The organism is Dongia soli (genome assembly GCF_034044715.1).
Classification (GTDB): Bacteria; Pseudomonadota; Alphaproteobacteria; order Dongiales; family Dongiaceae; genus Dongia_B; species Dongia_B soli.
The window spans coordinates 12,402-34,038 of record NZ_JAXCLW010000002.1 but is presented as its reverse complement, the minus strand read 5'-3'; the positions used below and the strand labels follow the sequence as shown (position 1 = coordinate 34,038).

General features: G+C 59.1%; 21 protein-coding genes. 13 read left to right on the top strand and 8 right to left on the bottom strand.

The window, feature by feature from the left end:
* The first annotated feature begins 63 nt into the window (after window positions 1-63).
* The 5 genes from SMD27_RS06715 (at window position 64) to SMD27_RS06695 (ending at window position 5,578) form a co-directional block, all read left to right on the top strand.
* On the top strand, window positions 64-2,100 hold the full coding sequence (locus tag SMD27_RS06715) for a molybdopterin-containing oxidoreductase family protein (RefSeq protein ID WP_320507602.1): 2,037 nt from the start codon (window positions 64-66) through the stop codon (window positions 2,098-2,100).
* A 142-nt stretch (window positions 2,101-2,242) separates the two neighbouring features.
* Complete coding sequence (locus tag SMD27_RS06710) at window positions 2,243-3,328, top strand: M14 family metallopeptidase (RefSeq protein ID WP_320507601.1); 1,086 nt, start codon at window positions 2,243-2,245, stop codon at window positions 3,326-3,328.
* Between the two features lie 21 nt (window positions 3,329-3,349).
* Window positions 3,350-3,967 carry a DapH/DapD/GlmU-related protein gene (locus SMD27_RS06705; protein ID WP_320507600.1) on the top strand — a complete coding sequence of 206 codons (618 nt, stop codon included), beginning with the start codon at window positions 3,350-3,352 and terminating at the stop codon, window positions 3,965-3,967.
* A gap of 110 nt (window positions 3,968-4,077) precedes the next feature.
* Window positions 4,078-4,425 carry a DUF3302 domain-containing protein gene (locus SMD27_RS06700; RefSeq protein WP_320507599.1) on the top strand — a complete coding sequence of 116 codons (348 nt, stop codon included), beginning with the start codon at window positions 4,078-4,080 and terminating at the stop codon, window positions 4,423-4,425.
* 10 nt (window positions 4,426-4,435) lie between these two features.
* On the top strand, window positions 4,436-5,578 hold the full coding sequence (locus tag SMD27_RS06695) for an HlyD family secretion protein (RefSeq protein ID WP_320507598.1): 1,143 nt from the start codon (window positions 4,436-4,438) through the stop codon (window positions 5,576-5,578).
* 27 nt (window positions 5,579-5,605) lie between these two features.
* Here SMD27_RS06695 and glcF read toward each other — a convergent pair whose 3' ends face one another.
* The 5 genes from glcF to SMD27_RS06670 form a co-directional block, all read right to left on the bottom strand.
* Window positions 5,606-6,910 (bottom strand): glycolate oxidase subunit GlcF, encoded by a 1,305-nt coding sequence (glcF, locus tag SMD27_RS06690; protein WP_320507597.1) that lies wholly within the window; start codon window positions 6,908-6,910, stop codon window positions 5,606-5,608.
* A gap of 14 nt (window positions 6,911-6,924) precedes the next feature.
* Complete coding sequence (locus SMD27_RS06685) at window positions 6,925-8,142, bottom strand: FAD-binding protein (protein WP_320507596.1); 1,218 nt, start codon at window positions 8,140-8,142, stop codon at window positions 6,925-6,927.
* Entirely contained in the window at window positions 8,142-9,629 is a 1,488-nt protein-coding gene (locus SMD27_RS06680) for an FAD-linked oxidase C-terminal domain-containing protein (protein WP_320507595.1), read from the bottom strand. Before SMD27_RS06680 ends, SMD27_RS06685 begins: the two co-directional genes overlap by 1 nt.
* Before the next feature lie 203 nt (window positions 9,630-9,832).
* A complete protein-coding gene (gene ykgO / locus SMD27_RS06675; RefSeq protein WP_320507594.1) occupies window positions 9,833-9,958 on the bottom strand; it encodes a type B 50S ribosomal protein L36 in 126 nt (41 codons plus the stop codon).
* Between the two features lie 118 nt (window positions 9,959-10,076).
* Window positions 10,077-10,832, bottom strand: coding sequence for a methyltransferase domain-containing protein (locus tag SMD27_RS06670; RefSeq protein ID WP_320507593.1), 756 nt, complete (start codon window positions 10,830-10,832; stop codon window positions 10,077-10,079).
* A 326-nt stretch (window positions 10,833-11,158) separates the two neighbouring features.
* On the opposite strand from SMD27_RS06670, the gene SMD27_RS06665 reads away from it, so the two are divergent.
* From SMD27_RS06665 to SMD27_RS06650, 4 genes are all read left to right on the top strand, one after another.
* Window positions 11,159-12,556, top strand: a complete 1,398-nt coding sequence (locus SMD27_RS06665; RefSeq protein WP_320507592.1) for an MATE family efflux transporter — start codon at window positions 11,159-11,161, stop codon at window positions 12,554-12,556.
* A 20-nt stretch (window positions 12,557-12,576) separates the two neighbouring features.
* Window positions 12,577-13,701, top strand: a complete 1,125-nt coding sequence (locus SMD27_RS06660; protein ID WP_320507591.1) for an NAD(P)/FAD-dependent oxidoreductase — start codon at window positions 12,577-12,579, stop codon at window positions 13,699-13,701.
* A gap of 80 nt (window positions 13,702-13,781) precedes the next feature.
* Entirely contained in the window at window positions 13,782-14,084 is a 303-nt protein-coding gene (locus SMD27_RS06655; protein ID WP_320507590.1) for a PilZ domain-containing protein, read from the top strand.
* 187 nt (window positions 14,085-14,271) lie between these two features.
* Entirely contained in the window at window positions 14,272-15,711 is a 1,440-nt protein-coding gene (locus tag SMD27_RS06650) for a sigma-54-dependent transcriptional regulator (RefSeq protein ID WP_320507589.1), read from the top strand.
* Here SMD27_RS06650 and SMD27_RS06645 read toward each other — a convergent pair.
* Window positions 15,698-16,051 carry an Hpt domain-containing protein gene (locus tag SMD27_RS06645; protein WP_320507588.1) on the bottom strand — a complete coding sequence of 118 codons (354 nt, stop codon included), beginning with the start codon at window positions 16,049-16,051 and terminating at the stop codon, window positions 15,698-15,700. The two genes, SMD27_RS06650 and SMD27_RS06645, sit on opposite strands and share 14 nt — an antisense overlap.
* Window positions 16,052-16,097: 46 nt before the next feature.
* A complete protein-coding gene (locus SMD27_RS06640; protein ID WP_320507587.1) occupies window positions 16,098-16,865 on the bottom strand; it encodes an SDR family NAD(P)-dependent oxidoreductase in 768 nt (255 codons plus the stop codon).
* Between the two features lie 113 nt (window positions 16,866-16,978).
* Here SMD27_RS06640 and SMD27_RS06635 point away from each other — a divergent pair, with 113 nt between their 5' ends.
* From SMD27_RS06635 to SMD27_RS06625, 3 genes are all read left to right on the top strand, one after another.
* Window positions 16,979-18,343, top strand: coding sequence for an aspartate aminotransferase family protein (locus tag SMD27_RS06635; RefSeq protein WP_320507586.1), 1,365 nt, complete (start codon window positions 16,979-16,981; stop codon window positions 18,341-18,343).
* Between the two features lie 76 nt (window positions 18,344-18,419).
* Complete coding sequence (locus SMD27_RS06630) at window positions 18,420-19,832, top strand: glutamine synthetase family protein (protein WP_320507585.1); 1,413 nt, start codon at window positions 18,420-18,422, stop codon at window positions 19,830-19,832.
* A gap of 253 nt (window positions 19,833-20,085) precedes the next feature.
* The gene (locus SMD27_RS06625) at window positions 20,086-20,292 is read left to right on the top strand and encodes a hypothetical protein (RefSeq protein WP_320507584.1); all 207 of its coding nucleotides are present in this window, start codon (window positions 20,086-20,088) and stop codon (window positions 20,290-20,292) included.
* Window positions 20,293-20,328: 36 nt separating this feature from the next.
* On the opposite strand, the gene SMD27_RS06620 is transcribed toward SMD27_RS06625, so the two are convergent.
* Window positions 20,329-20,817 carry a DUF192 domain-containing protein gene (locus SMD27_RS06620; protein WP_320507583.1) on the bottom strand — a complete coding sequence of 163 codons (489 nt, stop codon included), beginning with the start codon at window positions 20,815-20,817 and terminating at the stop codon, window positions 20,329-20,331.
* An 85-nt stretch (window positions 20,818-20,902) separates the two neighbouring features.
* Between SMD27_RS06620 and SMD27_RS06615 the strand changes: the two genes are divergently transcribed.
* Window positions 20,903-21,637: an SRPBCC family protein gene (locus SMD27_RS06615; protein ID WP_320507582.1), complete on the top strand. Its 735-nt coding sequence runs from the start codon at window positions 20,903-20,905 to the stop codon at window positions 21,635-21,637.

The window sequence follows — 21,637 nt, the reverse complement described above, 5'->3', positions numbered from 1 at the left end:
GGACCTAGTCGCTCTTAACGATTGAAGATTATGCTTCTCCGAAAGTAGATAGGGGAGAAGACCATGGTCGCGGCTATCGATCGAGATACGAAAACAGTTATCCGGACGACCTGCCCTCGCGATTGTTACGATGCCTGCGGCATCGCCGTCGTGAAACGCGCGGATGGTCTGACCCGGGTCCTGGGCGATCCGGATCATGCGGTTTCCAGGGGCGCCCTTTGCGGCAAATGTGCCATCGCCTATAACGGCGCGTTCGTCCAGCCCGAAGCCCGTATCCTAAGCCCGCGCCGCCGGATCGGTCCCAAGGGTGAAGGCCGCTTCGTCGATATTTCCTGGGACGAGGCCCTGGCGGAAACCGCCGAGAGATTGCAAGAGATCGTCGCCAAATATGGCGCGGAAACGATCCTGCATGCCCACTATACCGGCACCTGCTCACTGCTGGCCGGCGGATTTCCGCAACGCTTCCTCAATCGGCTGGGTGCCGCTGAAATCGACCCCGACAGCATCTGCAATGCTGCGGGCCATGCGGCGCTGGGTTATCTCTATGGTACATCCTCCCTGGGCTTCGATCCGCGCACCGCGAAGGACGCTGCCTGCATCCTCGTCTGGGGCGCCAATCCCTCGGCGGCTGCACCGCATATGCATAAATACTGGCTGAAGGAAACGCCGGCGAAGGTGGTCGTGGTCGATCCGGTGCGCCACGATACAGCCGCCGGCGCGCATCTGCATTTGCAGCCCTTCCCCGGGAGCGATGCCGCGCTTGCCTTTGCCATGTTGCGTGTCATGCGCGATGAGAACCTGATCGACCGGCCTTATCTCGCCGCTCATGCCACCGGCTGGGAGGAAGTGGAACCTGTTCTTGACCGCATCACGTTGGACTGGGCGGAAGCCGCCACGGGCATATCTGCGGCGCATATTGTCGAAGCCGCACGCATTTATGGTCGCGGTCCGTCATTGCTGTGGCTCGGGCAAGGCCTGCAGCGTCAGGCCCAGGGCGGCAATATCTTTCGCGCTGTCGGGTTGTTGCCGGCCGCCAGCGGCAATCTGGGCAAGGCTGGTGCCGGCTTCTGCTATCTGAATGGCGGCGCGCGCAAAGGCCTCGATGGCGATGACGTCGAAGGCACGGCTCTGCGCCGCAACACCAAACGGGTTATCAGCCATATGGATCTGGTCGATACCTTGAGCGACGCGGCAGAAGCGCATGGGCTTATCACCTGGAACATCAATATCGCCGCCTCCAATCCGCAACAGCGCGCTTTGCATCAAGCTTTGCGCCGTGACGATCTGTTCCATCTGGCGATCGATCCCTTCCCCACCGACACGGTGGATTTCGCCGATATTGTCCTACCGGCCGCAACCTTCCTTGAATTCGATGACATCGTCTCGCCTTACTTCGATCTCACCCTGTCGGCTCAGCGCGCGGCCTTGCCAATGATGGGCCAATCCCTGCCCAATCAGGAAATCTTCCGCCGGCTGGCCAAGGCCATGAACTATGCCGAGCCGGAATTGCATGAAGCGGATGGGCCGATCCTCGACCGGCTCTGCCGCCAGGCCGGTTTGAGCGGCTTCGCCGAGCTCGCCGAACAGGCGACCGTCACGCTGTTTCGCGAAACCGTGTTGCAATTCGCAGATGGAAAGTTCCCAACGGAGAGCGGCCGCATCGAGATCGCCAGTGCCGCCGCAGAAGCGGACGGCTTGCCGCGTGTGCCGCAACCGGCGATCGAGGCCCGGCCGCCCAAGGGCTGGTTCCGCCTGCTCTCTCCCGCATCGCCCTGGTTGATGAACAGCAGCTATTTTCAGGATGACAAGATCCGCGCCAAAGCCGGCCCCGAGGATCTCGTCATTCATCCAGCCGACGCCAGCACACTCGGCCTGACCACTGGTGTTGAGGTGCAGGTGAAAAACGATACGGACAGCCTGACCATGCGGGCCGTGATCGATGACCGCATCCCAGCCGGAATCGTGCTTGCGCATAAAAGTCGCTGGCCGAAACTCTTGCCGGAGCACCGGAACATCAATGCCCTCAATCCCGGGCTGCGGGCAGACATGGCCCAAAGCACGGCGGTTCACAGCGTCCTGGTGCAAGTTAAACCTTTATAAGCCGCTGTACGGCCTGCCTTGCGATTGCCGGCCCTGCAATCCGCGCATAGGCGGCGGAACAGGATTGTCGTCACAAGCCGCTTGCCGCCGAATGCCCAGCAGCTAGACTGGCGGCAATCAAAAGACAGGGAGATTCCATCAAATGAATCCGAGCGAATTTTTCGCCAGCGACTACCGCGCGGCACGGGCCAAACTCCATGACGTCGCGCGGGCGAAAGGGTTCGCGGTAGAAGCCCATCCAAATCCCAGTCGCGGACCGAATGGCGAAGAACTCGCCACCGAAACCATCTGGATTGGGCCGCGCAATGCCAGCCGCCTCTTCATCGGCATGTCGGGTACCCATGGGGCCGAAGGTTTTTGCGGATCCGGGATTCAGGTGGGCTGGCTGCGCAGCGGCCAGTTTGACACGCTGCCCGCCGATACCGCGATCCTGCTGATCCATGCGATCAACCCGCATGGCTTCGCCTGGGTTCGACGGGTCAATGAGGACAATGTCGATCTCAACCGCAATTTCGTGGACCATAGCCAGCCGCATCCGGAAAATGCCGGCTACCGCGAATTGCGCGATGCAATCTGCCCCAGGGAATGGTCCGAAGCCAGCGAGGCACGCAACAAGGCCGTTTTCACCAAATATGCCGATCAGCACGGCGCCATGGAGTTGCAGGGCGCCATCACCTCGGGACAGTATTGGGACACTGAAGGGGTCTTCTATGGCGGCCAGAAGGCAACCTGGTCCAATCGCACCCTGCGCCAGCTGCTTTCCCCTTATGCTGCGACGGTGCGTCGGGCAGCCTTCATCGATCTGCATACCGGCCTCGGCCCCTATGGAATCGGCGAAATCATGTCCAACCATTTCGGCGAGTCCACCGGCAACAAGATGATCAAGGATTGGTGGGGCGACGAAGCGACCTATTTCGACGACGGCTCGTCTTCTTCCGCCATTACCCTTGGCGACACGAATATCGGTGTCGACCAGGCATTGCCGAACACCGAGGTCGGCGGCATCACTCTGGAATATGGCACCGAGCCCTTGGACTCTATGCTTGATGCGATCCGTGCCGATAACTGGCTTTATATTCATGGCAAGCCGGATAGCGATCACGGCAAGGCCATCAAGAAGCAAATCCGGGCCGCCTTCTATCCTGACAAGGACGACTGGAAGCGCATGGTCTGGGAACGCGGCGAATATGCGTTGAAAGGCATGATGCGCGGCCTTACGCAATCCTAAACGGTGATAAAGATGCCCCAGGTGCCGATCGACACGTTCGTATCTGGGGCATCCGTCTCGCCGCTCGCGCCTTATCTTGATCAAGAGCCTTGGCAAGCCGTTCACAATATTCTCGACATCTTAGGCGAGCTGATTGTTGCGATGGAGAAACTGGATTACCGCCGCGATGGCGGTATCGTTTTTCATCGCTCAGCGCGGATCGAATCCGGTATTACCGTAAAGCCCCCTGCCATTATCGGCCCCGACTGTTTCATCGCCGCCGGGGCTTACTTGCGGGATGGCGTCTGGTTACAGGATCATTGTGTCATCGGTCCCGGCAGCGAAGTAAAGTCGAGCTTCTTGTTTTCGGGCAGTGCCCTCGCACATTTCAATTTCCTCGCCGATTCAATCCTCGGTGCCGGAGTGAATATCGAAGCCGGCGCGATCATCGCCAATCATCGCAATGAGCGCGCCGATAAAGACATCCGCGTGCATTATCGTGAGGCGATCATCCCTACCGGCGTCCACAAGTTCGGTGCCCTGGTCGGAGATCGCGCCCGGATCGGCGCCAATGCCGTCATCGCTCCGGGCGCCCTGATCGATCCCGGCCAGGTCATAGGACGGCTAACCCTGCTCGACCAGGACTCCGGCCCCAAATAGCCGCCAAACATTTTCTGCTTTCCGCACGAATTACGCGTAAGCATCGCTTGCGGTCCCCGACCCTTGGGTTCAGGCTTGTGCACTGACGTCATCTTGGGAGGGAGGACGCGATGTTCCTGAATTATTTCGCCTTGTTCTTGCTGGTGTTTGTCTTTCTCGTCTTCGTCTACGGCATTATCTATATCCACGACATACCCTATGAGATCGCGAAGAAGCGCAATCATCCGCATCAGGATGCTATTCACGTTGCCGGCTGGGTCAGCCTTTTCACCCTGCATGTCCTGTGGCCGTTCCTCTGGATCTGGGCGACGATCTACCGTCCGGAGCGCGGCTATGGCTTTGGCCAGAATGCTGAAGCCAATGCGACTACAGTGAAAACGGGTGAGCGAATTACGCAGCTGGAGGCGCGCATCGCGGCGCTTGAGGCCACCACCTCCCACCCGACCCAGGCAAGCTAGGAGAGTCATCATGGAAATGTTGATGATCCTGACCTATGCGGCGATCTGCTTCTGCATCTTTCGTTTCCTGAAAGTGCCGCTCAATAAATGGACCTTCACGACCGCCGTGCTGATCGGCTTTCTCGGCATCGGCTTCGTCCTGCTGATGATGAACTACAATCATCCCTATACGAAGCAGGCACGCTTCTACTTCTATTCGACGCCTATCATTCCCTATGTGCGTGGCGAGGTGATCGACGTACCTGTCCAACCCAATTCTCCGGTGCGAAAGGGCGATGTTCTCTTCAAAATCGATCCTCGCCCCTATGAGTTCGCGGTCAAAAGCAAGAAGGCGGCCCTTGCGGAGGCGGAGCAAAATGTGCGGCAGCTTCAAGCCGCTTATAATGCCGCCCTGGCCGAGGTCAAGGAATCCGCCGCGCAACGGGACCGCGCCAAGCAGTCATTCGAACGCTATGAAGCCGCCAATCGAAAGGGCAATGCGCAGCCCTTTTCCGAAGCCCAGATCGATACCCGGCGCCAGACTTATCTGGCTGCGGATGCCAATGTTTCCTCATCCCAGGCACGGGCCGACCAGGCGAAGCTGGCGTTTGAATCTGAGATCGAAGGCACGAATACAACGGTCGCACGGCTACAGGCCGATCTGCAAAACGCACAATATGATCTCGACCAGACGACGGTGCGCGCACCGACCGATGGCTTCGTGACACAGCTTTTTCTGCGTCCCGGCATGATGGCGGCTCCCCTGCCCTTGCGGCCCGTCATGGTTTTCCTCGATGACAAAAATACGACCTTTGCTGCTTCTTTCGCGCAGAATGCACTTCAACGCATCCGCGTTGGAGACGAAGCAGAAATCATCTTCACCGCCGTTCCCGGCCGTGTCTTCAAAGGCAAGGTCAATCGGATCGTCAATGCACTATCGCAAGGGGAGTTGCAGCCGACTGGTGCTTTGGTCGATCCGGCTGCACGCATGACGGATGGGCGGGTCAGCGCGGTGATCGATATAACGGACGATATATCAGGTTATCAACTGCCACCGGGCAGTTCAGGTGAAGTCGCACTTTATACTGAACATTGGCATCACTTTGCCATGATTCGCCGCATTTTGCTGCGGATGAAGAGCTGGCAAAATTACGTTTTTCTGGAAGGCCATTGACCCAGCCTAAAGGAGCGTGCTCAGCAGTTACGAGTGCAGCGTGCTGGCAAGTAGGTCCGGTTTTGGTCCGCCCATAGCCCAGTCCAGCAATTCAACCGTGTGAACGACCGGCACGTCGACAGCGCCCGTCAATTGCTGAAGACAACCGATATTACCGGTCGCGACCGCCTGAGGCCCCACACGTTCGATATTCGCTGCCTTGCGCTGCCGCAAGCCGGCCGACAATTCCGGCTGGAGCATGTTATAGGTACCGGCGGAGCCACAGCAGATATGTCCTTCCGGGATATCGACCACCTCGAACCCCGCATGCCGCAGCAGCTTTGCCGGCAAGTCCCGCAGCTTCTGCCCATGCTGTAATGAACAGGCAGCGTGATAGGCGACGCGCAACTGCTTGGCCACGCCGGAAATATCGCCCAGCCGGTCCAGATATTCGCTGATATCGCAGGCAAGTTTCGATACGCGTTCGGCTCGGTCCCGCCAGGTGAGATCGTCGCGGAACATGAAGCCGTAATCCTTCACCGTGGTGCCGCAACCGGATGCGGTGACGATGATGGCATCCAAACCGTTCAGCTCCATTTCGTGATGCCATGCGGCGATGTTGTCGATGGCGGATTTATGAGCGGCTTCGTGCCGGCCCATGTGATGGGTGAGCGATCCGCAGCAGCCGGCATCGGACGGCACCACGACCTCGATACCCAGGCGATTGAGCAACCGGATGGTGGCGGCATTGATCTGCGGCCGCAGCACCTGTTGTGCGCAGCCTGCCAAAAGCGCGACGCGGCCGCGCTGCTTTCCCTGTGCCGGGAAGATACCGGGCCGATCGGTTGGGGCCGCGGGCGGCAGGCTTTTCGGCAGCAGATCGGCCATGGCTTTGACGCGCCCACGCAGCAAGTTTGTCAGCCCAAGTTTCTTGGCAAGCCCGCCAGCCATCAGCGCGAAGCGGAACATACCGGGCCGGGGCAACAGATAGGCCAAAAGAGATCGAAGAATGCGATCCAGCAGCGGCCGGCGATAGCTGTCCTCAATGTATTGCCGAGCGTAATCGACCAGATGCATGTAATGCACGCCCGAAGGACAGGTGGTCATGCAACTGAGGCAGGAAAGGCAGCGATCGACATGGGTGACGACCGCGTCCGATGCGGGTTGGCCGCCTTCCAGCATGTCCTTGATCAGGTAGATGCGTCCACGCGGGCTGTCCAACTCGTCACCGAGTAGCAGATAGGTCGGGCAGGTGGCGGTGCAGAAACCGCAATGAACACAGGTCCGAAGAATTTTCTCGGCTTCGGCTGTATTGGGATCGGCAAGTTGCGCCAGCGTGAAATTGGTCTGCATCTCAGCAGCCTTCCTTACCAATCGGCGCTCAAGCGGCCGGGATTGAGAATGCCGGCCGGGTCGAAAGCCTGCTTCACACGCCGCAGCAGCGCACTCAAAGCACCTGGCTCGATGACCGGAACCGTGCGGCGCAGATCATCCGGCCCGCGCAACAAGGTAGCATGGCCGCCGCCGTCGACTAATGACTGCCTGATTTTTTCGGCCCCTATATCTTCCACTGGCGGCAGGGCAATCCAGAGCAAACCGCCGCCCCAATCGAGAAACCAGCTACAACCGGCTAGCGCATTCGCCAATTTGCCGGCGAGGCGGGCACCGCTCGCGGGCGGCACCGACAGGCGCCAGAGAACGGTCTCCGGATCGGCCATGAAAGTCGCAACGTCGCGAATCTCCCGCCAAAAGGCCAATGATCGCATTGAATGCAATTCTTCCGTCGCTGCGTCACAGACGATCTGGCGCAAGGCCGCACAACGGTGTTCGACCGAAGGTCCGGAACCCTCGATCCGCAAAGCGGTGACCGCCGCATTCGCATTGCGGATCAGATCAACCCGCGACCGCCGCGCGAGATCCATCGGTAGATAACAGGCACCGCTCACATCATGCGTGCTGCCTAGAGCCATGGTCATGGCGTCATTGGCGGTTTCCGGGCCTTGGCCGAAGAGCAAGACGGTGCGCTGCTTCTCGGGACGCGGCAAGACCTTCACGGTGATATCTGTCAGCACCGAGAGCGTGCCGAATGAGCCGGCCAGCAATTTCGGCAGATCATAGCCTGTGACATTCTTCACCACCGGTCCGCCAGCTTTATAGACTTCGCCCCGGCCATTGACGGCGGTGAAGCCCAAGAAATGGTCCCGCGCCGCGCCGGAATGGAAACGCCGTGGACCGGATAGGTTGCACGAAAGTACACCGCCGATTGTTCCCTGCCCCGCCGGCTTGCCCCAAAGCGGACCCCAATCCGCCGGTTCGAAAGCAAGCTGCTGGTTCTTGGCCGCTAGGATCGGTTCGATGTCGGACATCAGCGTGCCGGCACCGACCGTCATTACCAGTTCCGCCGCTTCATAGCTGCGAATGCCGGTGAAGCGCGCGAGCGACAGACGCCGCATCGCCTGGTCCGGTCGGCCCCAGCCGGCCTTGCTGCCTTGTCCGACGATTTGCAGGGGCGCCTTGTCACGTAAAGCGCCGCAAACGGCATCCGCCAAATCGGCTGCGGAGGTCGGGGAGATTTCGTTCGTCATCAGAAATGCGGCAAATCAGGACGTGGCAATTGACCACGATGGATATGCATTGCGCCCAGTTCCGCGCAGCGGCGCAAGACCGGGAATACCTTACCGGGATTGAGAAGCTGCTTATCGTCGAATGCGCATTTCAGACGCATCTGCTGATCCAGATCGACATCACTGAACATCCGGGGCATGAGATCACGCTTCTCGACACCAACACCGTGTTCGCCGGTCAGGACACCGCCAACTTCGACGCAGAGACACAGGATATCGGCGCCAAAGGATTCCGCCGCTTCCAATTCACCCGGCTTATTGGCGTCATACATGATCAACGGATGCAGATTGCCGTCGCCCGCATGAAAGACATTGGCAACCCGCAAGCCGTAACGCCGCGATAATTCATCCATGCGCGCCAATACCTGCGGCAGCTTGCTGCGGGGAATGGTGCCATCCATGCAGTAGTAATCGGGCGAAATGCGACCGATTGCCGGAAAGGCTGCCTTGCGGCCGGCCCAAAGCAGCAGGCGTTCCTGCTCGGATGCACTCGCCCGCTGGGACGTCGCGCCGTTAGTTTCGGCGATTGCGCAGACTTGCGATAACAGATGATCCACCTCGACCTCGGGGCCATCGAGTTCGACAATCAGCAAAGCCTCGGCCTCCATCGGATAGCCGGCGTGCACGAAATCTTCCACGGCATGGGTGGCCGGCCGATCCATCATCTCCATGCCGGCCGGGATGATGCCGGCGGCGATGACATCGGCGACGCATTGTCCTGCCGCTTCGGAACTAGAAAAACCGGCCAGCAAGGCACGCGCTGTCTCCGGTTTGCGCAGCAACCGCACCGTTACCTCGGTAACCACGCCCAGCAAACCTTCCGAGCCGGTCAAGATACCCATCAGGTCATAGCCATTGGCATCCAGATGCTTGCCGCCGATGCGCAGCACCTCGCCCGTCATCAGAACGATTTCCAGGCCAAGGAGATTGTTGGTGGTGAGGCCATATTTGAGGCAATGAACACCGCCGGAATTTTCCGCCACATTGCCGCCGATGCTGCAGGCGATCTGGCTGGAGGGATCCGGCGCGTAATAGAAGCCGCGCTCGGCAACCGCGTGGCTGATCGCTAAATTCGGCACGCCGGGCTGTACCACGGCGCACCGATTGTCGTAATCGATCTCAAGGATACGGTTGAACTTGCCGAGGCCAAGCAAGATCCCGTCGGCCAGAGGCAGCGCCCCGCCGGAAAGTGACGTGCCGGAGCCGCGCGGCACGACCTTGATCCTCTCCTGATGGCAGAAGCGCAGGATAGCTGCGACCTCCGCCGTGTCTCTCGGCAGCACGGCAATCATCGGCGGCTGTCGGTAAGCCGTCAGCCCATCATTCTCATAGGCCCGCAAGGCGATGGGATCGGCAATGACACCGGCCGGGTCGATCAGGCGTTTCAGCGCATCGACCAATTGCGGCCGACGCGCGAGAACGGCGGCATCAGGTTCAGGCATCAACATGGCAAACTCTTAGCCCATCTGATATATCAGTGTAAACGACTGGGCGGCATCCTTCCGCTACCATGCCACATTGCCTGCCAGGGCATAAAGGGAAGCGGAAAAACGAAACCGCGCCGGAAACCGGCGCGGTTCGTAACGGAACGTGATCTATCTCAGAGAGCGCAACCCGATCCGCGATCGAGGCACTCAACCTGCCCCGAAATTTAGCCCTGGCGGGCCTTATAACGCGGGTTGGTTTTGTTAATGATATAGACCCGGCCCTTACGGCGAACGATGCGGCAATCCTTGTGGCGCCCCTTCGCTGCCTTGAGAGAATTAATGACTTTCATGGTCCGGTCCTCGAATTCACAAACGCGGGCGGAACATAGTGACCGCGGCAGTAACTGTCAAGTATGCTTGACCCGGTATAAGCCCTTGATAAAAACGACAATACCCTTGGATGCACCTTCACGAGGTGCGGGTACCGCCCATTTTTATTGCATAGAACCGATAGACTCGCAGCAAACCGGCGTCATAGGCGGCAAGACGGCGCTGCCATAATTCGGCTTCCGCAACCGTCTCCTTGGGAAAGGCGCGGCTGGCTTCCTTGCCTTCCGGCTTCTGGACGAAACTGTCCCAACCTTCAGTGACCAGCTTGCGGTAGCGCTCGGTGATATCCTCGCCGATCCGCAGGTCGAATTTCAGTTCCCGGAATGCCTTTTCGTAATCGGCGGTGGACCAGAACAGCGATTGCTCCATCGCCTCAGCGCCCAAGGTCGCGGCCAGCCTCTGGTCGTCCGGCTTGATCTTTTCCCCCAGCACGGAATCGACGATGGTGATCTGGCCACGCGTCTTGAGGGCTACCTCCAGTCGCGACAGCATCTGCGATTTGCCGGCAACGGCATGCATGTGGTCAGCGCAGAAAATGCAGTCGAATTGCCCTGATTTCAGAACAGTGGTTCTTGGATCGTAATGGCTGATCGCCGCCCTCCGATCCATTCCATGCTTCACCGATAGCGCCTTGCCGGCCTCGGCCAGAATCTGGTCAGATTCATAGCCGGTCGCATAGACATCGAATTCCTTTGCGATCGCCCGGGTGCTGCCGCCCAATCCGCAGCCGAAATCGAGGATCGACATCGTCTCGTTCAGCGCGAAGGGTTTTACCAGATAAAGCACGTATTCGGCATTGCCAGGGCGGCTGTTGCCCTCACCCCAGATTGCCATCTGAACTTTCACGATTGGATGTTCCAGCGGCGGGATCGGGGTCTGAGGAAACGATAGATCGAGAACCGGCTCCACCGGCTCCGGCTCGGGCGCCGGTTCCGGCAGGTCATATCCTTCCCACCACGCCTTGAAACGCTCACGAAAGGGCTTTTTTTGGTGGGACCCAGCTGTTTTTGAGCCAAACAACCCCATTCTTCACGCTCGCCAAATCAAATACTTACGGTCGACAATCTAGCCGCGCTGGTGGTAATGCACGTTGCGTCCGGCAATGTGCCGCATCGTCAGGTCGGACTCAGTCGAAATTATATAGATGACCAATCGTTAACATGAACGTAACGAGTGCTCCCTCCCTGTCACCCGTGCCGGTCGCGGCGCCGGTCAGCCATCATATCCGCCGGACCGTCAGTTTGGCGCTACCGGTGATGCTGTCGCGGGCGGGCCTTGTCATCATGATCGCCGTGGATACCTTCCTCTGCCGCGGCAGTGGGGTCGAATTGGCCTTTTTCGGCGGCAGCGTTCAACCGCAGACATTGTTACAGGCCGTCGGCATCGGCCTTTTGATCGGGACGATCGTGCTTTGCGCTCAGGCGGACGGTGCTGGCGAACGGCACCGCTGTGGCGGCATCTGGCGGCTCTCACTGATCGTTGCCGGCATTCTGGGGTTGTTGCAGGCACTTATCCTGGCCAGCGGCGAGGCCTTCATGCGGCTGCTTGGCCAGCCTGCGGATATCGCCGCCGGCAGCGGCTTTGCCTTGCAGATGTTCGCCATCGGCATGCCCGGGCTGATGCTGTTCGCCGCCTGCAACCTGTTGCTGGAAGGGATCAGCCGCCCTTGGCCGGGCACCGTCATCATGCTGGTCGCCAATATCGTGAATTTCGCTTTGGCTTGGCCATTGACCAATGGCGCTATTGATCTGTCTCCGATTTTCGGCGCGCAGATTTCCGGTGCCAGCGGCGCTGCCTTGGCAACCTCCATCACACGATGGCTGATGTTCTTGTGCGCCCTCACCGTCATTTTCTGCCAGCGTGATCGCGCCGTTTACGGCATCAAGTTACTCGGCGGCTGGCAGCCTGGTGAGCTGAAACGGCTGCTCTGGCTGGGTCTGCCATTGGCCCTGGCGATCGCGCTGGAATCGAGCTGCTTCGGTTCAATGATCGTGATGGCCGGCTGGCTTGGCACATCCTCGCTTGCGGCCATGCATTCAGCGATCAATCTGACCAGCCTCGTCTATATGCTCACGATCGGCATTGCCACGGCGGCCGCTATTCGGGTCGCCAATGCCATTGGCCGTGGATCGTGGCGCGATGCTGCGCGTGCCGGTTGGGTTGCCTTCGGTATGGAATTTGCCGTCATGGCGCTCATTTCCATAACGCTCTCTCTTCTCGTGGAGCCGCTCGCCCACGCTTATAGCCACGATGCTGCCGTCATTGTGTTGCTCGTACCGGTTTTCACTGTGACCGCCATGATGATTGTCATCGACGGTTTGCAGGGCGTGCTGATGGGAAGCCTCCGCGGCGCTTCCGATACCGCCTTGCCGACGATCATCTATGGTCTGAGTTTTTGGGCCGTTGGCGTACCTATCGGCTATATCTGGGGCTATCGGCATGGTATGGGACCGATGGCGCTCATGACGGCGCTGGCGACATCGCTGGGTATTGCGATGACGCTGCTGATCTGGCGGTTTCATGCGTTGACGCAAAAGAGAATTCGGGCCCAGGGCTAAGGATAAGGTAGCGGGGAGTGATGTCGAACAACTGTGATTTTCTGATCATCGGCGCTGGCGTCTCAGGCGCCGCGGCCGGCTATGAATTGGTCAAATCCGGCAAGGTCTTGATGCTCGAAGCCGAGGACGCGCCCGGCTATCACTCGACCGGGCGCTCGGCAGCGCTCTTCACCCGCAATTATGGCCCATCCCTGGTGCGGGCGATCAGCACGGCCAGCTTTGACTTCTTGGTCAACCCGCCGCCCGGTTTTGCCGATCACCCGCTTCTGACGCCGCGCGGTGGCATGAGCGTAGCCTTGCATGGCGATGAAGCCCGGCTGGATAAGGTGCTCGCTCTTGGCACGGAAGAAAATCCAATTCTCGAACTTTCCGTCGAGGATGCCTTGAAGCAAGCGCCCTTGCTACGTCGCGATCAAATCGCCCGCGCCGTCATCGAGCCGGGCGTTCTTGACATGGATGTTGATGCCATCCATCGCGGTTTTCTGAAAGGCCTGAAAGAAAGCGGCGGCAAAGTCATCACCGGCGCCCGCGTGACCGAATTGACGCGGACTGGCTCAGGCTGGCAGGTCAAGGCAAGCGGCGAGACTTACCAAGCGAAGTTCGTCATCAACGCTGCGGGCGCCTGGGCCAATCAAATCGGCATGCTGGCCGGCGCCAAATCGATCGGCCTGGTGCCGAAACGGCGAACCGCAATCCTGATCGACCCGCCGGCGGGCATGAATGTCAGCCAGATGCCGGCTGTCGATTTCGCTGGCGGCGAAACCTATATCAAGCCGAGTTCCGGCAAGCTCATGGCCTCTCCCGGCGATCAGACGCCGGTCGAGCCACAGGACATCCAGCCCGATGAGATGGATATCGCGGTCCTGGCCGACTGGCTTGAACGTCATACCCAACTCACCATTCGTCGGATCGATCATAGCTGGGCCGGGTTGCGTAGCTTTGTCGCCGACGAAATGCCGGTTGCCGGCTTCGATTCCTCGCTGGAAAATTTCTTCTGGTTGGCCGGACAAGGCGGATTTGGCATCATGATGTCGGCAACCTTGGGACGCATCACTGCTAGCTTGATCAATCAGGGCAATATTCCCAACGATCTGGGTGCGCGAGGAATTACGGCCGAGGCCTTGGCCCCCAACCGCTGCCAGTAGGACAGCCGTCGGCGGTGGCGATTAAGGCTTTTTCAACCGCCGACAGCGATAGTGGCAGCGGATGACGAGAAGGAAATCGGATGCTTAAACGGAAATCGAGCAGTGAACGGCGGGCTTCCCCGCGTTATGCCGTCAATCTGCCGACGCATCTGAATATCCAGGGCATCGACGTCGCCTGCCGGCTGATCGATATCTCTGCCAGCGGCGCGCTTTTGAAGACCAACCGGGCCGCATTGGTGGGCGACAAGATCTCCGTCGATCTTCCCGGCCTCGGGCCGATCATCGGATCGGTCGTCCGCATTACGCCGTCCCACATCGCCGTCGCCTTTCCGGGTCTGCTGGTGATCAACCATCTGATCGAAACCAAACCGCATTTGGTTTGAACCTGGTCCCTTAGACACAGATCGAACGGCCTGCTAGAGCGGCAGATACCGGAATCGCGATGCTGATCCGAAAAGATTCTTTCTTTATAGTAGAAAATTCTGTCGCCGTCGCGTTAAGACAGCCGTCTCAATTGACACTTCTTTCGCCATCTGCGCCTGATTGCTAAATATTGCCGACCTGATGATCATGGCGAAACGAATGGACGGTCAGCTCAGATCCGACGTTCTTCTGGTGGAAGACACCTTTTCCATGGCCCGGATATTCCAGGAATATTTGCGCCGCGGATCATATTCCGTTCGCCATTGCGATACTGGCCGTGCGGCTATCAAGGAAATCATCCGCCAGCCCCCCGATGTCGTTCTGCTCGATCTGCGGTTGCCGGATATCGACGGCTTGGAAGTCTTGCGTCACATCAGAAACAATCAACTGGCCACGGCGACGGTCGTCATCACGGCGGACGGATCCATCAGCACTGCCGTGGAAGCCATGCGCGAAGGTGCCTACGACTTTCTGGTCAAGCCTTTCAATGCGGACCGGCTGCTGATCACGCTCAACAACGTGCTGGAGCGCCGCCGCCTCTCCAACGTCGTTGCGACACTCAGCGGCAATTTCAGCCAGTCCGAATTCTATGGCTTCATCGGCAAGTCGCAGGTGATGCAGACCGCTTATCGCATGATCGCCGCTGCGGCCTCCAGCAAGGCGACCGTCTTCATTACCGGTCAATCGGGCACCGGCAAGGAGGTCGCCGCCCAGGCGATCCACAGCATTTCACCCCGCGCGAATGCTCCTTTCGTGCCGCTCAACTGCGCCGCCGTGCCGAAGGACCTGTTGGAAAGTGCGATTTTCGGTCATGTGAAGGGTGCTTTCACCGGCGCCCAGGGTGACCGGGAAGGTGCGGCGGCGAGCGCCGATGGCGGCACCTTATTCCTGGATGAAATCTGTGAGATGTCCATCGATCTGCAACCGAAGCTGCTGCGCTTCCTGCAGACCGGAAGCTTCCAGCGCGTCGGCAGCGACCGCGTGGAACGCGTCGATGTGCGTATCCTTTGTGCGACCAACCGCGACCCGATGACCGAAGTCGCCGCCGGCCGCTTCCGTGAAGACCTGTTCTACCGGCTGCATGTTTTGAACATCATGCTGCCGCCATTACGGGAACGAGGCGAAGATATCCTGCAACTCGCGCATCATTTCCTTGATCAATATGCCCGCGAGGAAAACAAGACTTTCAACGGATTTGCCGCCGAGGTCGAACGCTGTTTCGGCAATTACGCCTGGCCGGGCAATATCAGGCAATTGCAGAACTTGATCCGCAACATCGTCGTGATGAATGCCGGGCCCATCGTGACGCTGGACATGCTGCCGCCGCAGCTATTCACCTCCAACACGGTTCAGCCGGCCGGCACCGTCGCGACAACATCGTTTCAGCCTGTGGTCTTGTCACCACTGGGCGATGATGTGGCCTTGCCGGACATCAAGCCCTTGGCGGAGATCGAGCGCGACGCGATCGAACATGCGATCGCCCGCTGCGACGGCAATATCCCGCGCGCGGCCGCCGCGCTGGGGGTAAGTCCCTCGACGCTCTATCGCAAGCGTCAGAGCTGGGACCGGTCTTCTATTGCGAGCTGAATGCAAGCTGATCGCATAATTCCGCGAATTCCCGGCATTCCACCGTCGCAGCCGCAAATAAATCGGGTGATAGCTGCTCGATCAAGGCGACCTGCTCCCGATCGCCGGCATGTTGCAAAGCGGCGGCCAATTGCCCTGTTTGCTGAAGTCCGAAGCTCTGCGACGTGCTCTTCAGCGAATGGGCATGGCGGGCCAACTCCTTCCATTCGGCACCCTGTCGGCATGCCTTGATCGCTGCGATGCGCTCGGTCGTTTCGTCGAGGAATTGCCGCGACAGCCGCCCGAAGACATCCTGCCCTATATCGTCGATCAGTTGCTCGATGACGCGGCGATCAAGCATGCTTTTTCTCCCCTCGTCCGCTTGGCCATGGCTCGTCTTCTGCCTATTATCCACCCTTATGTTCCTGGATGACATTGCCGCCATCGACTACAATCATCTGGCCCGTGACATAACCGGCCGATTCAGATGCGAGAAAAGCCGCGACGGCGGCCACTTCCACAGCCCGGCCCGGTCGCCCAAGCGGTGTATTCTTGCCGGCTTCAATTTCCATCTTGGAGGATGACGCCGTTTGAATCCAGCCGGGCGCAACAGCATTGACCGTGATGCCTTTTCTACCCACTTCAAGAGCCGCTGCCCGCGTGAAGCCGACCATTGCCGCCTTGGCCGCACTATAAGCAGCGCTGCGATCGAAGGTAACGACCGGCCCCGTCACCGAGGCGACATTGACGATGCGGCCATATTTGCGGCGCAACATATGCGGCATGACTGCCCGCGTGACATAGAAACAGGTGTTCATATTGATATCGAGAGCGCGTTGCCACTCGGCTGTCGAGATTTGGTGAACCCGTGATGCCTTAGCTCGCTCCCCCGTTTGGATCATACCGGCATTGTTCACGAGGATGTCGATGCGGCCATAGGTTTTCAGCACCCGCTCGACGAGACGTTCGACCTGCCGCTCGCGTGTCAGATCGGCGACCAGGCTAAGCTTTTTTTCATCCGCTACCGGCAATTCAGCGAGCCGATCCTCGATGCGGTCCGTCGTCGAGGTAATGGCAACACTTGCACCGGCTTCCGCCAAAAATTTTGCGGTTGCGAAGCCGATCCCATCGGCGCTGCCCGCGCCGGTCACGAGAGCAACTTGTCCTGACATCATCTTCGTTTTTTCTTCCTCTTTGGATGTTGCTTTTTCAACCGCCCTGGCAGCCACTTGCTGACCTCTTGGCCAGCCGCTATCAATAGCAGCGCAAAGTTAGGAGTAGCGTCGAAATGGCCAATTTGGAAGCCGGTGTCTCCACGGATAAAGTCACGGCGATGATCCGCCGCGAGAGCGATCATTACACGCAGCGCAACCCCACCTCCCAGCGCTTCGCAAGAGAAGCAGCCTCTCATTGGCATAACGGCGTGCCGATGCATTGGATGCTGGACTGGTCGACGCCCTTCCCGCTTTTCGTGGCCGATGCATCCGGCTCCACATTGACCGATGTCGACGGCCACAAATATGACGATTTCTGCCTCGGCGATACGGGGTCGATGTTCGGCCATTCACCGGCGCCGGTTGCTGCCGCCATCGCTGAGCAGGCGCGCCACGGCCTTACTTATATGCTGCCGACCGAGGATGTCGTCGAAGTCGGCAAGCTGCTGACCGCGAAATTCGGCTTGCCGTACTGGCAGGTTGCGACGACGGCCACCGACGCCAATCGCTTCGTTATCCGCTGGTGCCGCGGCATCACGAAACGGAATAAGATTCTTGTCTTCCATGGCTGCTATCACGGCTCCTGCGACGATACCTTCGTGCGCTTGAAAGACGGCAAGCCGATTCATCGTCCCGGCCTGATCGGTCAAGTCTATGATCTCACGACCCACACAAAAGTCGTGGAATTCAACGATCTGCCTGCCTTGGAAACGGCGCTTAAGGACCGTGATGTCGCTTGCGTCATCACCGAGCCTGCTTTGACCAATATCGGTATGGTTCTGCCGCAGCCCGGCTATCTGGAGGGCCTGCGCCAACTGACGCGGAAGTACGGCACGCTGCTGGTGATCGATGAGACGCATACGATTTCGACCGGCTATGGCGGGTATACGCGGACTCATCGCCTGGAGCCGGATTTCCTGACCATCGGCAAGCCGATCGCAGGTGGGATCCCTTGCTCCGTCTATGGCTGCACCGCCGAGATGGCAGCGAAGATGAAGGAAGCAGAAACCGCATCCGGCCCCGGCTATAGCGGCATGGGCACCACGCTCAGCGCCAATGCAATGGCGTTGAAAGCGATGCGTGCCAATCTCGAGCAGGTCATGACACTGGCCGCCTATGAACACATGCTGCCTTTGTCGGAGCGGCTGGCGCGTGGCATCGAAGCGGAAATCCGGAAGCGCAATGTGCCCTGGCATGTTTCCAATGTGGGCGCCCGCGCGGAATTCGTCTGCGCGCCGGAACGTCCACGCAACGGCACCGAAGCGCAAGCCGCCATGCATCACAAGGTAGAGCTGGCCATTCATCTTTATTTGTTGAACCGCGGTATCATCATCGCGCCCTTCCACAATATGACGCTGGTCTGTCCGGCAACAACCGCCGCCCAGGTCGATCATCTGATCGCCAGCGTCGGCGCCTGCATCGACGAATTGCAGAACTGAGGATCACCGCCAAGGACATTGCGCCGGCCTTGCTGCCGGGGCGCTGTTACAAAACTACAACCGAGGATGAGGAAAATTGAGTCAGGGTAAGACCAGTCAAGGAACAGCCAGCCCGGAAATTGCCGAGACGCACGAATGCGACGAATTCCTGGCAAAGCACCCGGACGTGCGCTTCGTGCAAATCTTCTGGACCAATCTCACCGGCGTGCCGCGCGGTAAAAATTTGTTGCGGCATGACCTGCGGCCCATTTTCGATTATGCCCGCTTTCTGCCCGGCACCATGGGTGCTCTCGATATTACCGGTGAGGATGTCGATGAAACCGGGCTGGTCTGGGCCGATGGCGATGCCGACCGGCTCGGCCGGGCCGTGCCAGGCACCTTGACCAAGGCCCCCTGGCTTGGACCCGATTTCGCGCAATTGATGCTGTCGATGTACGAGCTGGACGGTGCGCGGTGCTTTTTCGATCCGCGACAGGTCCTGAAGGGCGTGATCGAGCGTTTCAAGGAATTCAAGCTGACCCCCGTCGTGGCCTGCGAATTGGAATTCTTCCTGGTGGACCGGGAGATCGCCGCCGATGGCAGCCGGCAAACGCCGGTCTCTGCGGTAACGGGTCATCGGCAAAAGGATATCCAGGTCTACGGCTTGCGCGAGCTGGACGATTTCGATCCTTTCTTCCGCGACGTTTACGCCTATGGCGAGGCAATCGGCTTGCCGCTGGAATCCTCCATATCGGAATATGCCCGGGGGCAAATGGAACTGGGGCTGCGGCACCGCACCGACGCGCTGCGGGCTTGTGATGATGCCGTCATCTATAAGCGGCTGCTGAAGGGCACCGCGGTGCGTCACGGTTTCGAAGCAACCTTCATGGCCAAGCCGCATAACGATCTTGCCGGCAGTGGTATGCATCTGCATGTCAGCCTGGCGGACGAGAATGGGCAGAACGTTTTCGCCAGTGACGCGCCCGAGGGAAGCGATCTGCTTAAATTCGCAGTCGGCGGCATGAAAGCCCTCCTCGACGATTCCATGGCCGTCTTCGCTCCGAATGCCAATTCATACCGTCGCTTTCGTGCCAACTCCTATGCGCCGGTAGCGCCGACCTGGGGCGTCAACAATCGGACTGTCAGCTTCCGGGTGCCGGCTGGGCCGGCCCATACGCGCCATGTCGAGCACCGTATCTGCGGTGCCGATGCCAATCCCTATCTGGCCGTGGCGGCATTGCTCGCCGGCATCCATTACGGCCTGGCTCACCGGATCGATCCGGGTCCTGCCATTGTCGGCAACGGTTATGCCCAGGCGCAGGAAATGGGCTCAAGCCTGCCGACGAACTGGTTTGCAGCTCTGGACCTGTTTGAGAAATCCCAGCGTATGAGGGACTATTTCGGCGAACGCTTTCATCACGTCTTCACGGCAGTGAAACGCGCGGAACAGGATCGTTTTTTCAGCCGTGTCACGGAACTGGATTACGCGTGGTATCTCCGCAACGCGTAATTCTTTCGTTATGGTTGCAGTCGGCATTTCGCGTAGCGAAATATTTCCGTTGAGATCCAGTGCCTTCAGCGCAGCCAGCCGGCCGGCTCTCAACCGACGCTCGGATCAGTCGATTTGGCGCGACTCAGCTATACCTTGTCGTCAATAATTCTGTTGTGGTAATTAGATAGTTGATTCGCTGCCATTGGCGGATCCATCAAAGATATTGGGACGACGCATGCTTGGGATCTTTTCCCGCCGGAAACAAACGCGAGTGACTGTCGGCGCGCGTTATCAAAATGCCGATATGTCGATACTGGTGTGGGAGGTGGCGTCGACTTTCAACGGCATCGACGGCACGCCTTACGCACATATCTTCTGCGTCAATGACACCAGCCGCCGCAAGACGGTGGCGCAGAGCGCGCTGGAATCCGGCGTACAATACAGACGCCTGAGCCAGTCGGCCGAAACCAGCCTCTAATCGAAGCGGCCCTGCCGTCCCGCGGCAGGGAAACCGTCATTTGCTGTTGGCCGCCGCCGGAAACTTGAAGACCTTGTAGACGACGTGATCGCCGACCTGGATGTCGAGCTGATTGGCGATGCCGGCATTCACTTCCAGCACGCCCCGCACATAACGGTCGGAAGGGATCAGGTTTTCGGAGAAGGGCTGCGCATTCTTGACAATCTGAGTAATGCTGCCATCGGCGCCGATGAAAATCATGTCCAGCGGCAAATAAGTATTCTTCATCCAGAAAGCGACGGCCTGGTCCTGCGGATAGAGAAACAGCATGCCTGCATTGGCGGCCATTTCCTGGCGAAACATCAAGCCTTGAGCACGTGCATCCGGATCACTGGCGATCTCGACATTGAACCGGTGGGCCGCATTTCGTGTTTGGATGACGAGGATGTCCCGGGTGAATTCGACGGCAGCTGCGGGAGAGGTTCCAACAACCAAAATGAGGCTAAGGAAGCCTAGGAACCGCTTAAGACCAGGACCTTTCATCATTTCTCGACCTTCGGGCCAGCTTGACATTAAGTCAAGACCTGCTTGGATGACCGGGCGAGCGTATCTGCAATTGGGGAAGAAGCCAATGGATCTGACAGGTGAATACCGGATCGGCGCGCCACGAGAAGCTGTTTGGGCTGCCCTCAATAATCCGGAGGTTCTGCGCGCCAGCATCGCCGGTTGCGATGAGTTGACCCGCGTTTCCGATACGGAATTCACCGCTCGCGTCACAGCGAAGATCGGCCCGGTAAAAGCCAGCTTCGGTGGCAAGATAACGCTGAGCGATATCGATCCACCCCGTGGCTACACGATTACCGGCGAGGGCCAGGGGGGCGCCGCAGGCTTCGCCAAAGGCAGCGCCAAGGTGCAATTGGAATCGCAGGAAGAAGGGCGCGCCACGCTTTTGAAATATGCCGTCATTGCCCAGATCGGCGGGAAGCTGGCGCAAATTGGGTCACGCCTGGTCGAAGGCAGCGCAAAGAAGATGGCGGATGAATTTTTCGCCGCATTCACCGAGCAGGTGCACGCCACGATGACCGCTCCGACAGCCATTCCCGCAGGCGCGATTCTGACGGACACTATTCCGGGGTCCGCCGGCGCCGCTGAACAGACCAGTTCGGATCATGCCCCGCTGGATCGTGCCTTGGACAGACTCACTCCCGACGATCTCCAAGCGGCAGCGGAAGCGGCAGCCGCGCCGATGCCATCTGATCTGCCTGCAGCCGAAGGCCGTTCAAGCGAGCTCAGCAAACCATTGATCATCCTGGGCAGCATCGTCGTTGCACTGATCGTGGTAATCTTGGCCTTATCGTATTTCTGA